Origin of the sequence: Salegentibacter maritimus (assembly GCF_016236915.1) — a bacterium.
Classification (GTDB): domain Bacteria; phylum Bacteroidota; class Bacteroidia; order Flavobacteriales; family Flavobacteriaceae; genus Salegentibacter; species Salegentibacter maritimus.
The window spans coordinates 156293-171576 of the sequence record NZ_JAEHOK010000008.1; the positions used below are offsets into that span (position 1 = coordinate 156293).

The 15284-nt window shown below is 34.8% G+C and carries 14 protein-coding genes; all 14 read right to left on the minus strand.

Annotation, left to right across the window (positions count from 1 at the left end):
* Nucleotides 1-2: 2 nt before the first annotated feature.
* The gene (locus I6U49_RS08135; protein WP_198628281.1) at nucleotides 3-1538 is read right to left on the minus strand and encodes a glycosyltransferase family 2 protein; all 1536 of its coding nucleotides are present in this window, start codon (nucleotides 1536-1538) and stop codon (nucleotides 3-5) included.
* 246 nt (nucleotides 1539-1784) lie between these two features.
* Nucleotides 1785-2789, minus strand: a complete 1005-nt coding sequence (locus I6U49_RS08140; protein WP_198628282.1) for an N-acetylneuraminate synthase family protein — start codon at nucleotides 2787-2789, stop codon at nucleotides 1785-1787.
* 346 nt (nucleotides 2790-3135) lie between these two features.
* A complete protein-coding gene (locus I6U49_RS08145) occupies nucleotides 3136-4005 on the minus strand; it encodes a methyltransferase domain-containing protein (protein WP_198628283.1) in 870 nt (289 codons plus the stop codon).
* Between the two features lie 60 nt (nucleotides 4006-4065).
* Nucleotides 4066-4686, minus strand: a complete 621-nt coding sequence (locus tag I6U49_RS08150) for a class I SAM-dependent methyltransferase (RefSeq protein WP_198628284.1) — start codon at nucleotides 4684-4686, stop codon at nucleotides 4066-4068.
* The gene (locus tag I6U49_RS08155; protein ID WP_198628285.1) at nucleotides 4683-5771 is read right to left on the minus strand and encodes a glycosyltransferase family 2 protein; all 1089 of its coding nucleotides are present in this window, start codon (nucleotides 5769-5771) and stop codon (nucleotides 4683-4685) included. The genes I6U49_RS08150 and I6U49_RS08155 overlap by 4 nt, the downstream gene beginning before the upstream one ends.
* Nucleotides 5771-6916 (minus strand): glycosyltransferase family 4 protein, encoded by a 1146-nt coding sequence (locus tag I6U49_RS08160; protein ID WP_232804667.1) that lies wholly within the window; start codon nucleotides 6914-6916, stop codon nucleotides 5771-5773. The genes I6U49_RS08155 and I6U49_RS08160 overlap by 1 nt, the downstream gene beginning before the upstream one ends.
* Nucleotides 6917-8161: a glycosyltransferase family protein gene (locus I6U49_RS08165; RefSeq protein ID WP_232804668.1), complete on the minus strand. Its 1245-nt coding sequence runs from the start codon at nucleotides 8159-8161 to the stop codon at nucleotides 6917-6919.
* Between the two features lie 159 nt (nucleotides 8162-8320).
* Entirely contained in the window at nucleotides 8321-9307 is a 987-nt protein-coding gene (locus I6U49_RS08170; protein WP_198628286.1) for a glycosyltransferase family protein, read from the minus strand.
* A 359-nt stretch (nucleotides 9308-9666) separates the two neighbouring features.
* Nucleotides 9667-10773 carry a non-hydrolyzing UDP-N-acetylglucosamine 2-epimerase gene (gene wecB / locus I6U49_RS08175; protein ID WP_198628287.1) on the minus strand — a complete coding sequence of 369 codons (1107 nt, stop codon included), beginning with the start codon at nucleotides 10771-10773 and terminating at the stop codon, nucleotides 9667-9669.
* A complete protein-coding gene (locus I6U49_RS08180; RefSeq protein WP_198628288.1) occupies nucleotides 10770-11678 on the minus strand; it encodes a glycosyltransferase family 2 protein in 909 nt (302 codons plus the stop codon). Before I6U49_RS08180 ends, wecB begins: the two co-directional genes overlap by 4 nt.
* 102 nt (nucleotides 11679-11780) lie before the next feature.
* Nucleotides 11781-12578, minus strand: a complete 798-nt coding sequence (locus I6U49_RS08185; RefSeq protein WP_198628289.1) for a glycosyltransferase family 32 protein — start codon at nucleotides 12576-12578, stop codon at nucleotides 11781-11783.
* Between the two features lie 5 nt (nucleotides 12579-12583).
* Nucleotides 12584-13525: a glycosyltransferase family 2 protein gene (locus I6U49_RS08190; RefSeq protein ID WP_198628290.1), complete on the minus strand. Its 942-nt coding sequence runs from the start codon at nucleotides 13523-13525 to the stop codon at nucleotides 12584-12586.
* Nucleotides 13526-13632: 107 nt separating this feature from the next.
* The gene (locus I6U49_RS08195) at nucleotides 13633-14595 is read right to left on the minus strand and encodes a glycosyltransferase family 2 protein (RefSeq protein ID WP_198628291.1); all 963 of its coding nucleotides are present in this window, start codon (nucleotides 14593-14595) and stop codon (nucleotides 13633-13635) included.
* A 176-nt stretch (nucleotides 14596-14771) separates the two neighbouring features.
* Nucleotides 14772-15203: an IS200/IS605 family transposase gene (gene tnpA / locus I6U49_RS08200; protein ID WP_150314237.1), complete on the minus strand. Its 432-nt coding sequence runs from the start codon at nucleotides 15201-15203 to the stop codon at nucleotides 14772-14774.
* Nucleotides 15204-15284: the final 81 nt, after the last annotated feature.

Here is a 15284-nt window from a genome sequence, read left to right on the forward strand (position 1 = left end):
AGTTATTTTAGCATTAGTTTTTTAGCCCAGGTCTCGCTTTTAAGCCAACGCAGTTGCATATTTTTCCAATACTTTATGGGATTAAGGTTTTTGCTTAGACTATAATTACGTAGGAAAAGTTCTGTCTTAAAACCTTTTTTCTGTATAGAAGTATAATATTTTTCAGCAAACAACATAATGGTAGGTGCCGGTTTTGGATCATCTTCTTTCCAGGGCGGCAACGATACTTCCCGAAACCCACCCCTGGGAGCTTTTAAATGAACAATTTTTATATCTGGATGATAAATAATATCACAGCCGGCATTTCGCAGTTGCATACCATACTCCATGTCTTCACCGTAGCCATAGTTAAAAGCCGCATCGAACCTTATTTTTTTCGCAAACACACCTCTAACTATACTATTTCCGGCCCCAAAGGTTCCCCATTGTTTTCTTTTATCAAAAAATAAAGTTTCCCCGGGTTGAATATAATTAAGGGTTAAACAATTAATATTATATGTCTCTAATTCAATTAAAGATTTCTCCAGAACATCACTTTCCATCCTGTTATCATCATCGGCAAAAAAGACCCAATCGGCATCTACTTCTTCCAGAGCCATATTCCTGGCTGTACAGGCGCCTGTTTTGTGTATAAAATGATGTATCAGTTTAAACGGCCATTCTTCAGCAGTAAGTTCCGGCAAATCTGTTTGAGAATTAGGATCGGGATTTTGCTCTACGACGATTACTTTTTTCGGTAATACACTTTGTTTTTTTAAATCGTCTAAAACCTGTAATAAATATTCTCTTCGTCCCAGGGTTGGTATAATCACATCCAGACTATAAGGCTTTACTGTCTTTTCTATTCTTTTGAACCCTACCTTTCCAAAATCAATTTCCTTTAGAAAAACTTTTTTTCTAAACAATGATCGCAGAAGAGAAAGTATAGGAAAAGAGCCTTCAAACTTTACAAAACACCAAAACAATAACCAAAGTCTTGCTGTTTTATAATGAACATACACAAAAGAAAATAGCTCTGAAACACCTGCTACAGGCCGCAGATTATAGTCTTTTTTCAGTTTGGGAATAAAAAAACGAGGGTCTGAATAACAGAATAGCCCATTGTGTTGTCCAGATTTAGCAATAGCATTTAATAAAAATCCAAAATCCTTTATGTTCCCAAATGTTTGCTGAAATTTAGACAATATGCCCCCCCTTATACCACCGGCATCTGTACTCATCCTCCAGGTACCATAAGGCACTTCGGGATTAATATTTATAGATGGATGTTGGTCTATATAGCCAATCTTTTCGGAAAAATAAGACTGCTCCAAAGCATAGGAGGCCATGATAAGATTGTGGCCAAATATTTCCTTTAAAGAACTTTCGTCAAACTCCTGGGTATAGGTTTCTTCACACCAGCAAATCAACTCATCGGGATAGTTTTCGGCTAAAACCCAAAAAGCCTTACAAAGATTCGTTTCTTCAATCTCCAAAGGCGTTCCTTTATAATTTACACAGATAATCTTTTCAGCACGCTGGTGAACAATTTGAAGCATAGGTGATTTTCAGGTTCAAACAAATGTAAATAAATTAGTCGGTAGTCGGTAGACTGCGACTATAGTTTTTGGCTTTATAGAAAAGAGTGGAGAGCGTGGAGAATAGTTAATTGGTGATTGGTTAATTGGTGATTGGTTGATTGGTGATTGGTTGATTGGTGATAGCAATCCTCCTTTCAGTCGGGCTCAGCCTGACATTCCTCTAATTATTAAAACGCGCTGTCACAAAAAATCATCTTCTAAAGACTATAGACTACCCCCAACATCTTCCCAATTTAAAAATTCCCATTGCCTCTTTTCTTTATTTAATTCTTTGCCTAATATCTGTTCAAATTTTGAAGCATCTATACCATAGCCTTTTGGTTTTTTTGCTTCCAGATCATTAAAAGTTAATTTATGGCCAGCAGGTAAATGCTTATTTACAGCCAGGGATTTTTCAAAAATATTTTTCAGTTCTTTATACTGAGAGTTGTCTGTTTTATCTACCCTACAACGCAAAGAAGTTTGAATGTTATTTACGGCTTGTACCAGGGTTTTTACCTCATCAATTTCAAGTGAAGAAGTTGCGTCGGGTCCAAAGCTACGCCTATCAAAAACTGCGTGAAATTCAAGAATTTCAGCACCAAGGACCGTAGCGGCAATACAGGTTTCTATTTTCGCAGAATGATCGGAATAACCAATTGGCACATCATACCGCTCTTTTAATTCCCTAATCACATTGAGCCCATAATTTTGAGCTGTAGTAGGATAAGCCGTGGTGCATTGAAGCACAGAAAATTCAACATTCCGACTTTTAAGAAATTCTACCGTTTTATCCAATTCTTTTAGAGAGCTCATCCCAGAGGAAAGAATTACTGGCTTCCCGGTTCCGGCTATTTTTTCCAGTAACAAAAAATTATTCACTTCTCCAGAACCAAGCTTATATCTTTTTACCCCTAGTTCCTCTAAAAGATCTACGGCAGCATTACTAAAAGGTGAAGCAAGGAACTCCACTGCTTTTTCTTCGCATTTTTGCTTTAATAGCTTCCATTCTTCCGGGGAAAACTCCATACGTTTCCAATAATTGAGACGGGTTTTGTCCTGCTGGCTAAACTTTACACGGAAAGGCTCGAACTCACTGCTTTCGGCCGCTGCCATATGCACCTGGAATTTAACGGCGTCTACCCCGGTTTCTGCCAGTGCATCTATATAAGATAAAGCCATTCCAAGACTTCCTTCGTGGGCCTGCCCAATTTCAGCGATTATAAACATAAATAGTTTTCAAATTTTAGAAGCAAGTTAATTAATTTGATTGGTTATTTAGTTAACTAGTTAATTGGTGATTGGTTGATTCGTGATTCGTTAATTCGGGATTCGTTAATTGGTGATTGGTTGATTCGTGATTAGTTAATTCGGGATTCGTTGGTTGGTGATAGCAATCCTCCTTTCAGTTGCGCTCAGCCTGACATTGCTCTAATTATTAAAACGCGCTGTCACACTGAGTCGACGACGCAGGAGTTGAAAGTTGAAGTGCCTGGTAATTATAGAAATTCTTGTTAGAACGGAATTAGTTTTGATACACCGGTTACCTGGAGAAAGGAACAGGTTTTATTTCCCCTTACACCCTCAAAACCACATTAATGGATCCTGCCGTCAATTCTTTATCTGTAAATTTTTTAAAATCTGTATGTATGTTTAAAGATTTGAACCTCTTAAAAGAGTCGACACCGGGTTGATCATACTCAATATGCAACAGCTCCAAGCCTGCGGCTTTAAAAATAGCTTTATATTGTGGAAGCCTTAATCGATTATGATAATCAAATCTGGTTTGTTTCTTTCGCCACTGGGCTTCGCTGTATTGCAAGAAGTCCTGCAGACTCAATTTTTTATCTACATAGGCACGGTGATCGCTTGGAGAAATTAAATGTACTATTATGCTCCCCGGCTTTAAATCGGCTTTAAATTTTTGGTGCATTAACCAAAGATCTTCCGGCTTTACGTGTTCCAGAACAAACCGGGAAAATATCAGGTCTGTTTCCGGCAATTCTATATTTATTAGGTTGGTATTGGGATAATACGCAATCTCTTTTGGTAAATCCCATTCGCTTTTAGGCGCGGCGCTAACATTAATACCATATTCCGATAGAAAAACCTCGTTCAATTCGCGAATCCGTTTCCTGCTAAAATGCCGGTTTAGGTCGAAACTGGAAACCGATTTTGCTTTCCCCTTGTAAAGCATCAGGTAAGGCATAACAGGTGCCCATCCCGAACCGATTTCTAAAACATTTTTCCCTTCTAAGGATAGCTTATTTTCCTGTAACAATCTTTGCAGACCACGAAAACTGAAAGTGTTGGTTTTTAGCCGATCTAACATATTCTGCCTGTTAGCGAGGTTTTGAATTGTATGATAAGCATAATAGCCCTGTTTCGCGGGCAGCAGCTCCAATAGGTGAAATAAGCTTTCTTTAAATTTTAACTTTAGGGACATACTCAATTGGTTATTCTAAGATTTAAAATCTTAACTCCGTTTTTAAAAATTTACGAAACCTCATTTTCTAAAATAATATTTCAGTTTAGTTTTAAATTTTTCTTTTCCCCACCATATTAACTGATTAAAACCAGGGTCTGCAAAAATAATCTTCACCCCCCCTTGCCAATGCGCTTGTGAAAATGGACTGTAAATAGCATTCTTTTTATTACTTATTGCGTGAACAAATTTATGAGCCGGAATATACTTTTTAAGTAGCCTTTGCTGTGGAAGCCTGTCGCCTTCTATAACAATAATTCCCGATGAGTTTAATAAGTGTTTAATTTTTGATAGCTCGGGGTCTTTTCCGTCGATTATGATCAAATCATAATTACTTATAGGTACTTCCGAAAGTTCATAGAAAACCTTTAAATTCTGAAATTTTGTGCCAAGATTTTTCTTTAAAGCCGCAAGACAAAACTCATTATTCTCCGTTCCGGCATAGATTAAATTTCTATCGACTGATAAAATACTACCAGCAATTGCACCAATACCTAAACCTATTTCCAAAATACTTTTAATATCAAATTTTTCTATTAATTCCTGTATTTTCAAAACAGCAAATTCACTGGCAATATGCTCGTTGCCCTCAGCCTGACAAAACTTTTTATAGGATTTAAGAACTAAGTTTTTCTGATTCATGATTCAAGGCAAAATATAATATTTTTCAATTCTTCATCTACCCGAAAAGAATAATTATGATCTCTATAATTATATAAAATCTCTTTTAAGATCATATCATTCACCTGTTTCATAGAGATATAGGGCTGTGTTTGCTTTCCTAATCTTAACTTTAATTTGTATTTGGTAGACTTATAGTAATCTTCCTCAAAAAATACAGCCTTTACCACCTCTCCTTTTCGGGAAGGCAGCTCTTCTCTTAAAAAATGCTCTACCCTGGCAAGTATGTTGGGAATTTCAAGTATTATATCTGGATTATTTAAAACTGCAGATCTTTCGATAGTTATAAATTCCCCTATTTTTTCCTGCTGTAATGGTTTTATTATACCCCGATCTCTATTACGTTGAAAATGCCTTTGATTAATACGCATAATATTTTTTACCCGTGGATTCCCTGTAAGCAGCTTATCTTCTGAACCTGAAAAACTTTGATGCCAATTGTGGTAAACATATGCTTCCTTTCTTAGTTCTCTGTGATAGCCCGCATTTTCCAATCGGGCGAATAAATCTTCATCTTCAGACCCATAGAAATGAAAAAATTCGTCCAAACCTCTCACCTCGAGAAGGCTTTCGCGGGAAGTTAAGATCATGCCGTTTACCGTTCCTGTTCTGCCCGGTTTTAAAGCATCGAATTCATTATTCCCAAAAAGTTTTTCTGATTCTTCTTTTTCTAAATATCCCAACTGAAACAAATAAAACCTATCGGGATTCAATAGCTTATTCCATAAAACAGTTGTTTGCCGATGAAAAACAAGATCGATATCGGCGATAAAGACATAATCTCCTTTTGCCTTTAAAATCCCATAGTTAAGGGCTTTACTTTTATTCCATAAAAGCTGGGGTACAGGCAAATGAAAAAAACGAACAAACGGAAATTCGGCGGCAAGCACTTTCAGTTCCTCTACAAGTGCCTTTTTGCTTCCATAATCTACAAAGATCACCTCAAAATTTTGCAACTCCTGCCTTTGCAAAAACTCAAAAGATATTTTTATTCTTTTGGTGTCGCGGTTACGATGGGCATATAGAATTGAAATTACCTGCTCCATTACAGATCTTTTTCTATTAATTTATAAGCTTGTAAAACCCGTTCCTTAACCCGTTCCCTCTCCAGCTTAGGTTTGATGTTTCGTGAATTCCAGCAAACGGCCTTTTCTATTAATTCTGAATTATTTAAAGATTCCAGCAACAAGCTACTAATTTCCTTAGTATCCTCAGGTTCTTCAATTAAAAATCCATTTTTTGCATGCTCCAATATTTCTGCTGTAGCTCCACCGGGATTGGATTGAATGGGAAAAGCTCCCATCACAATTGCTTCTAATAGAGTATTAGGCATTCCGTCTGAACTACTGTTTCCTATATAAATTAAAGCCTGGCCCATCAATTTCATAAGATCCTGATAGTTTAATTTTCCATATATCTCCAGATTCCCAAATTCTTTAAGAGAGGAATTTTTTACAAAATCAAAAACTTCCGGAGCTGCCCCAAACACTACCAACCTGTAATCTTTTAAGTGTTTTTCTGCTGTTTGAATGGCCTTTAATACCTCAATACATTTACCATGCAAGCCCTGATAGCCTTTTATAAGGATAATATTTCTTTTATCGGTTTCGCGAATAAATGTATCCATTTTACTGAAATCAAAACCACCTCCGCCGGGAAAAACTCCTAGAAACTTTCCTTTAAAGCCAAGTTCCTTTGCAATACTATAATCCCTATTGCAATCAGCAAACATATAATCTATTTTCGGCAGTGTTTTTTTTATTCCGGCCAGGTGTTTAGGTTGATTCCTGTAATAATACATATCGCTACCCCAGGCGGTATAGGCCCATTTTATTCGGGAAAACTCCTGCATTACCGGCAAGGCCGGCACGCCGGCAAGGTACATCACAAAACTATGCACCACATCGGGTCTTATCCTTCTAATTTCTTTTTGCAGTTGTTTCTCAAAATTTCTTTCATTAAAAATATTAATAAATCGGGTAATACTGGGTGCATTGCTTTTAAGAAAATACCTTCCGGGGAAATCCCATTTATAACGCCAGCCAGTGATCTGCTCTACGAAATCTATCTGCCTAACTTTGGTATTAGAATCGAAAACATCCAGCCAATAAACCTCATGCCCCGAATCTTCCAACTGTTTGGTCCAGTTAAAAAAATGCGGAGCGAAGATAGAGAGCATTAGGATTTTCATTTATAAGCTTGAAATTTGATCGCTTAGATAAATTTCTGAAAGATATTTACCCAGGCTATGGTAATCGCATTGACTATTATTTGATTTCCAATTACTATACAGTTCTTCTATCATAGCAAATATTTTATCCTCATCATCAATCTCACTCCACCAGGGATAATCATTTCCCAGTAATCTTTTAGACTCGCTGTAATAAGGGCCCAATAACAAAATTGGTTTACCTACCTGAATACAGTGAGGAAATTTTCCCGGCAGAAAAGGACTTATAGAGCTTTTTGCCTCAAGGATTATATTTACCGCGGCATTATTTTGAATAGCCAGTACCTTAGAAAATGGAATATACGCCTCACTACTATAAAACTGCGGAAATACTTGCATTACTTCCTTAAACTCTTTTGAATATTTGGATTTCCTACCAATGAAAATTAATTGGCTATGATCTGCTGCTTCCGGATTTTCCTGAATAAACTTTTGAAAAGCCTTAATTAAACTACGCGGATTTCTTGGACCAAGCAAGGTTCCCGCATGTACCAATGAAAATGCATTATTTTTAAAATAAGCAGGTAAATTTATAGCTGTGGTGTCACTTTCAAAAGTTTGATGCGGAATTATCAGCCTTTTTCCCCGCATAGGAGCGTAGTAACTTTCCATCAACTCTGCCAATAACTTACTGGGGTAAGCCATATGGCTAGCCTTTTCCCCAAGCTTCAAAAAAAACTTCCTCTTTTTTAAGTAACCCGGCTCCACCCAGTCATAAGGTCTTGGGTAGCAAGCAAAAGGATAAGGATCATGAATATAAGCTACCCACTTAGAATGCCACCCGGGAAGCTTTAACAGGGCATGATGTGGGCGATAACTTCCTCCTTTACTTAAAGTTAATACCAGGTCTGGATCAAAATCAGTTATTTTATTTAATGCCCTAACAATACTGTTTCTATCATTAAAAAGGGTAAAAGAAAATCCGAATGCCTGTTCTATCTGTTTATAAACTTTTAGGTTAAACCAATAGCGCAAATAGCGTTCTAACCTACTTAAAAAAAACAGCAAACTTCTTCGGTTCTCTTTAATCGCATGGCAGGGAATATTCTCCAGCTCAATGTTCTTTCGTGTATAATGATATACCTGCAGTTTAAAGCCGGCTTTATATAAATTCTTTATAAGGGCTACGTTGGCTTTAGAGCCGCTACTGTCATCAATATCAATTGACTCGACAACGACCAGTATTTTTTTTATCAAATTAGACATTTCCTCTTTTTGTAAATCCGTAATCTTTTATGCTATAGCCTCATCTACAGCGCGGTTTAGAACCATTATAAAATCCAAGAGAGCCTCAAACACACCCTCTAAATCCTATAATCACCCTCTTAAAGATCACACTTTAATATCTTTGTTCAAGATTATATTCTACAGGTTATTTATCCTTTTGATAATTGATTTAGCCCTGGCAATGTCTGTATGATATTTACAAAGGTGTTCGTACCCAGCAGATGCTATTTTTTCTCTAACGCTATCATTTTGCAGATAATAATCTATTTTTTCATAAAGATCTGAAAAATCATTTTCAAAGTAAGCTATATTCATTTTATCTGTGAAATCATCCGGAATCACTATACTGGGTTTTTGAGATAACATGAACGTACCAAGAGCAGGCACTTCCCAAAATCGTAAAGTATCCCATCCCATACCTCTTACATTTAGAACTATTTTACATCTTTTAAGTTCCTCAAAATAAAAATTCCCTTTCCTATTAAAAGACCCAAAAGAACATTCCCTGGAAGTTCCATTCTCCTCACAATCATATTTTCCTTTGAGTAGAGAAAATATTTTCGTTCTTGATATATGTGATTCATTTGCCCAAAAAGAAACATCATATTTTTTTGCCGTAACCTTTTTAGTATTTTTAATACTATCCATATTAAAGGCGAAAGGACAAGGATAAACATTTGATGGATAATCAACATTTTTAAGCATTTCTCTCTTAAAAATCAGGTCAAAAGGCCTTTTTTTTATGGTATTTTGGTAAAGGTTAGGATAACCCAATCTAGCTAAATCACCTCCTATTTCAGCCCAATCTCCACCATCAAGAAAGGCTATAGGACAAGAATCTGGGATTATATCTAGAATTTTGGAATAGAAATCAAAAGATTGATGCTTTGTTGAGGAAACTATTACACAATCATAATTGAAACTTAAAAATCGATTTTTCAAATAGGCAAATAAACCACACTTGTGATAACCTATATTTTTAGGGTATTTTCTTAAATTAAAGTAAAATGAATAATTGAAAGGGACTGGATGCACGTTGTTGGTACCGAGTATTTTAACCAGCCCTCCATAAATTATATCTTGCAGATAATCCATTAGACTTGCATTGATATAGAGAATTTTCATAACTAAATAATTTAGGAAAAATAAATTCTATTTTTTCAACATAAAAGCTAATTATTATTAGCAAGAGAGAAAAATAATCTTAAAAGGTTTATCTTATTTTTGTTCATTGGTTTTCTTCATTTTTAAATGAAATATAAAACTATTTATAATCCTAACTTCTTAATACGGATATTTACGTGGAGTTTAAATTCCTTTTAGGAAATATAACTCCATTCCACCGGAAACCTATCAAAAAATCCTACACACTTTACTTTTTTTTCTATAATTTCATTAAGAATTATCCTTTTTTACAAAAATCCATAATATCTTAGTAATTCTTTAAAAATCGACTCGACAACGATCAGTATTTTTTTATAGCTTCAGGCATTTTGGCATTTTATGATTTCTATAATCTTTTGGGCTGCAACACCATCTCCATATGGGTTTTGAATTCCTGTAAAATTCGGAGGATTTTCCAGAATTCCCTTTAATTTCTTTAAAAGCATTTCTCCCGAAGTACCCACCAACGTTGAAAACCCTGCAATCACTGTCTCCTCCCGCTCGGTAAATTCCCGGGTCACCAAAACAGGTTTTTTTAAAAATGGAGCTTCTTCCTGTACACCACCCGAATCTGAAATAATGGCACTTGCCTGCATCATCAACCAAACAAAGCTGGGGTAGCTCACAGGTTCGATGAGATGAATGTTTGGATGATTATCTAATATTTTAAAAACCTTTCTACGAACCTCGGGGTTTAAATGCACCGGGAAGATGATTTGAACATCATTCCTTTCGGCGAACTTCTGTAGGCCTTTACATACCTTGTCGAGTCCGCCACCGAAACTCTCCCTACGATGCCCGGTAACTAAAAGTAATTTTTTATTTTTAATCAACAATTTTTTAAGCTTAATCAACTCATCATTTTCAAATCCACTATTAAGTTTCTTCTCCGCCATTTTAAGGGCATCGATTACCGTATTACCGGTGATAAAAATTTTATCTACAGAAACTCCCTCCTTTAAAAGGTTAACTTTATTAGAAGGGGTGGGAACAAAATGAAAATCAGCTATTCTACTAAGCAATTGGCGGTTAGCTTCTTCGGGGAATGGTGATTGTAAATTTTGGGTACGCAGACCAGCTTCAATATGCCCTACTTTTATTCCGCGGTTAAAAGCAGCAAGGGCAGCAATGAATGCAGTAGTAGTATCTCCCTGTACCAGGATAAGATCAGGCTTAGCTTCCTGTAGAACTACATTTGTTTTTTCAAGAATTAATGCACTAAGGGAGTTTAAACTTTGTTCCTTCTGCATAAGGTTTAAATCATAATCGGGCTTGATCTCAAAAAATTCCAGAACCTGGTCTAGCATTTCCCGATGTTGCCCGGTAACATAAACCTCGTAGTCGAGATGATTATTTTTTAATGCTGAAATTACTGGAGCCATTTTTATGGCTTCCGGCCGGGTACCAAAACAGAGGAGGGTTTTCAATCTTTTAAAATTTTGCCCTTAAGATAAAAAATGGGTTTTAAAACCGGGTAAATATGGTAACCTATTTTATATTTCCATTTTTCCATTAGTCCGGCATTAGCAGCTTTTAAAGTTAATTTAATTATTTTATAAGATTTTATCTCAAATCCCAGGCGGAGAAAATACTTTTTTAAAGAATTGCTAAATCGTCCTTTTGATATTAATGTTTGAATTATTAAAAAAGCAGCTTTACGCTGTGAATCAACTCTAATAGGTTCTCTATTTTGAAACTCTCCCGTATTTGAACTTCGATGTTTCCTATTATAATATAACACCTCATCTATTAAAAGCCCTTTATATGCTGTTGAAAGGATTCGACTATAGCATTCCCATTCTTCAGCATACATCAGGTTTTCGTTAAACCTTATATTTTCAAAACACTTTTTATCCCAAAGAACACAACAAGAGGCAAAGGGAATTTTTCCAATAATCATTTTATCCAGGTCGCTACATTTGAAAATTTTAAATTCTGGATCTTTAATGGGCTTAAAATCAATTTCATCGGTAGTCTTCCAAAAAGGCTTTTTCTCATAACGGCAAAATTGAAAATCATTTCCTTTTAACAAATTATAACAGGTTTGAAGATTCTCCGGATGAACAATATCATCATCATCAAAGAAGATAATATATTCTCCCTTAGCCAGGTCTAAGCCCTGGTTCCTGCACCCCGGCAAACCTTTTTTATAATCTTGTGATCTGGGAAGATAAGTAAAGCGCAAATCCTTGGAAGTATACTTATCAACAACATTAGCTGTATTATCCTCACTCCCATCATCGATAATTAGGCACTCCCAATTTGAAAAAGTTTGATTTTGAATAGATTCTAAACTTTCCTTAATCAAATGACCCCTATTGTAGGTAGCCATAATTATGCTTATCCTTATTTGCTTTTCATTGAAATTCACTTCATAATTCTCTTTAAAAAATCGACTAAAAATGGTACTACAAAATAACTTAAATCCATACCCTCAAAATCTAGATTTTATTATGGCTCCTATAATTTTTTTAAAGTATTTGAATATACCGTCTGATCCCTTGTTCTTAAAAATTCTTTTAAAGCCTTTTAAATATTGACCCTTTCTTAGGTAACTAAATTCACTAAGCTCCTTCCAGGATTCATCCCACAGGTGGAGTCCAAATGAATCTTCACTTACATATTTCTTTTTGTTTACCGTATGGCGTTCTCTATAAGGTAAACTATAAAAGTAACTTGGAGGAAAAATTAATATTCCAGATTCATTCACAATCTTAGAAAAGTCTCCTTGATAATTAAATACCGAACGAAATTCAGAGGTAATAATCTGAGGAATAGATATTTGAGCAAAATTAGTATTTTCGTTTACTATAACTTTATCGTATTTTAATAAACATCTTTTTATAAAGTGATTTTTGTGCTGTGTACCTATTACAGCAGCATTTATAAATTTTGAGTTCTCCGCACCAAAAAATGTTTTCTGGGTTAGAATTTCATTCAGTGGCTTTAAAAGTAACATGTCCGTATCTAAATAAATGCCGCCATATTCATAAAGCTTTTTTAGCCTTATGTAGTCTGATACGAAGGCCCATTTTCTTAAGGTAAATGCAGATTCTAGAAAAGGGTTTTCAGAAATATCAATATTGGTCTCATCCCATCGCATAATTTTAAAACCTGGCAGATTTTTTTTCCAGGATTTTAAACATCTTTTATGGATGTTATCCATCTTCTTTTGACCAAACCAGCAATAATGAAGAATTTTAGGAATTGGTATGTCTTGTTTTTCTACCATATAACCTATCTAAAAAATCTCTCTCCCTTACCAAATAAAGAATATGAAAGATAACCAATTGTGGTTTTAATAAATTCTTTCATCTCAAAAAGTTCGTATTGTCTTTTACTCAACATACAGTACAAGGCAAACTTTTTTTTATGGTTTAAAATCAGAGCTTTTTTTAATTGAGCTTTACATCTATTTTTATCATAATTCCTTAACGATAAAACATCTACTTGTAGATCCTTTTTGAGAATATTCAGATGTTTTTTCCTGGCATAAAACTCTGATTTCACTTCCTCATAATTTAATTTTATTAGTTCCCGTGATAATGAATCTTCATGTAACCTATACAATATAAGCGCTTCATGAATGTAAACCATTCTAGGTTTTTTATAAAGCATTCTCATATTAAAATCCCAGTCATCAAAATTCCTGATTTTTTCATCGAAAAGAAATGGTTGCTTTTGTAAAAAATTCCTATTCCATAAAGGTCCAAAAGTATAATAGGTAAGACGACCTACAAAGTAATCCTCAATAAGGTTTTTTTTAGACAAATAATTGTGTTCAAAATGTAATGCATGTCCTTTTCCATCAATATACTTCACCTTTGTAATTATTACATCCTTTCCTTTAAGTTTTTCTACATGAAGACTTAAAGCTTCGGGAACCAAAATATCGTCACTATCAAAAAATTTCACCCAGTCTCCTTTGCTTTTCTTAAAACCAAAATTCCTGCAGGCATTTGGCCCTGGTTTGTAATGTTCTGGTCTTTTGAAAAAAGTTATTCTAGAATCCTTTTCACAATAAAACTCTAATAATTCTTCGGTATAATCACTGGAACCGTCATCTACCACAATACATTCCCAATTAGGATAGGTTTGCGCCAGTATTGAATTTAAAGTTTCACCTATTAAGTGGGAACGATTATAAGTGGGAATAATAATGGAAACCAAAGGTTTCATAAAAATTCTTTTTATATGGGTAAAGTAAGCATCTTTTTTTAGATTTAGGCAATATGATAGTAGACTTCCTCTTATAAATACAGTATAAGTTTATTTTATCCAAGAACTTATAATTTTAAAAATTTTCTAAAACGTGTATCTCCTCTTTTTATAGTCTTAAATAATTTAAAAAAAACGGCAACCTTTAAAAGATTTTGTTGGAGATTGGCAGGTAAAAAACCTTTATATTTTAAGGCTAAGCTTAAGCATCGTTTTGCATTTACATATTCCTTTTTGGCCATATACCATCGCATAGCCCATAACAAGTCCCTAACTATATATTCCCCTATTACTTTATTGTTAGGGGTTCGATCCATAATTCTTTTTTTAACCTTTAAAAAAGAATCTACATTCAGAACAAATCCATTATCTTTAGTGCTAATCGAATCGTTCATGCGTCTTACAAAAACAAGGTTTTTATTGATAACACCCATTCGATTATTTTTATAAATTACCCGGGAATACAGCTCAAGGTCCTGGAATTGAAGAATTTTTTCATCATAAAGCTCGTTAACATTAAAAACTTCTCTCCGCCAAAGCGGGTTAACATTTAAGATAGAGATTCTCCCGGTAATATAAGCCTCATATAGGTTATTTGGAAGCCTTATTTGGGCTTCATTAGCAACAAATTTTTTACTTCTAAAATTTCCTTCAAATTTAATTAGCTTACTGATACAAAAATCGTACTTGGGACTGGATAACAAAAAATTTATTTTTTCCAGAAGATTATCCCGAGCCATCAAATCATCACTATCAAACCATTGAATAAAGTCTCCTTTACTTAATTCAAAGCCATAATTTCTACAGGCATTGGCTCCTTTGGGGCGATTTTCGGGTCGATGATGGTATTGGATTCTATGATCTTTATTGCAATAAAATTCCATCAGTTCATCGGTATAATCAGTAGAGCCATCATCTACTACAATACATTCCCAGTTTTGGTAAGTTTGCGAAATAATAGAATCTAAAGTCTCTCCAATTAAATGTGCCCTGTTAAAGTTTGGGATGACTATAGAAGTCAGGCTAATCATTATATATTTAAATTAGGTAGTAATATTATGTGGAAACATTTTTTTACGCTTCAATGAATTTTCAAAAAATCATCATTTAAAATTGAACATAAGCCTTTATTAATTTTCTAAACTAAACAACTCTGCACTAAAAGTGCAGAGGTTTATTAATACTGGGGACTGAAAGTCCCCTTTTACTATTCCAATATAAAATTGGAATTATCACTCGAATCTCGACGGTGATGTTCCAAATATTCATTGACCATTTTATCCGTAATATTCCCAGTACTCCAAACTCCATAACCGCTTGCCCAAAAATGTTGCCCCCAATAACGCTCTTTCAGTTTTGGAAACTCTTGTTGAAGTTTCCTTGAAGTTCGTCCTTTGAGTTTTTTCAATATGCTACTTACATTCAATTTTGGAGTATATTCAATGTGCATATGAACGTGATCCGAACTCACTACTCCTTTCAGTATCTCTATACCTTCAGCTTCACATATTTGGATTAAAAGTTCACGACAACGAGTTTGAACATCTCCTCGAAGTACCTTGTACCGATATTTTGTAACCCAAACAATATGGCACGTTAAATAACTTACCGTATGAGAGCCTTTTCTTTGATAACTCATAGTACCAAAATATAGATTTTTTCGCACTACTAAAGTACTGCAATAAAATTGCAGGGTTTAAATCCCTTTTTTGAGACCAAT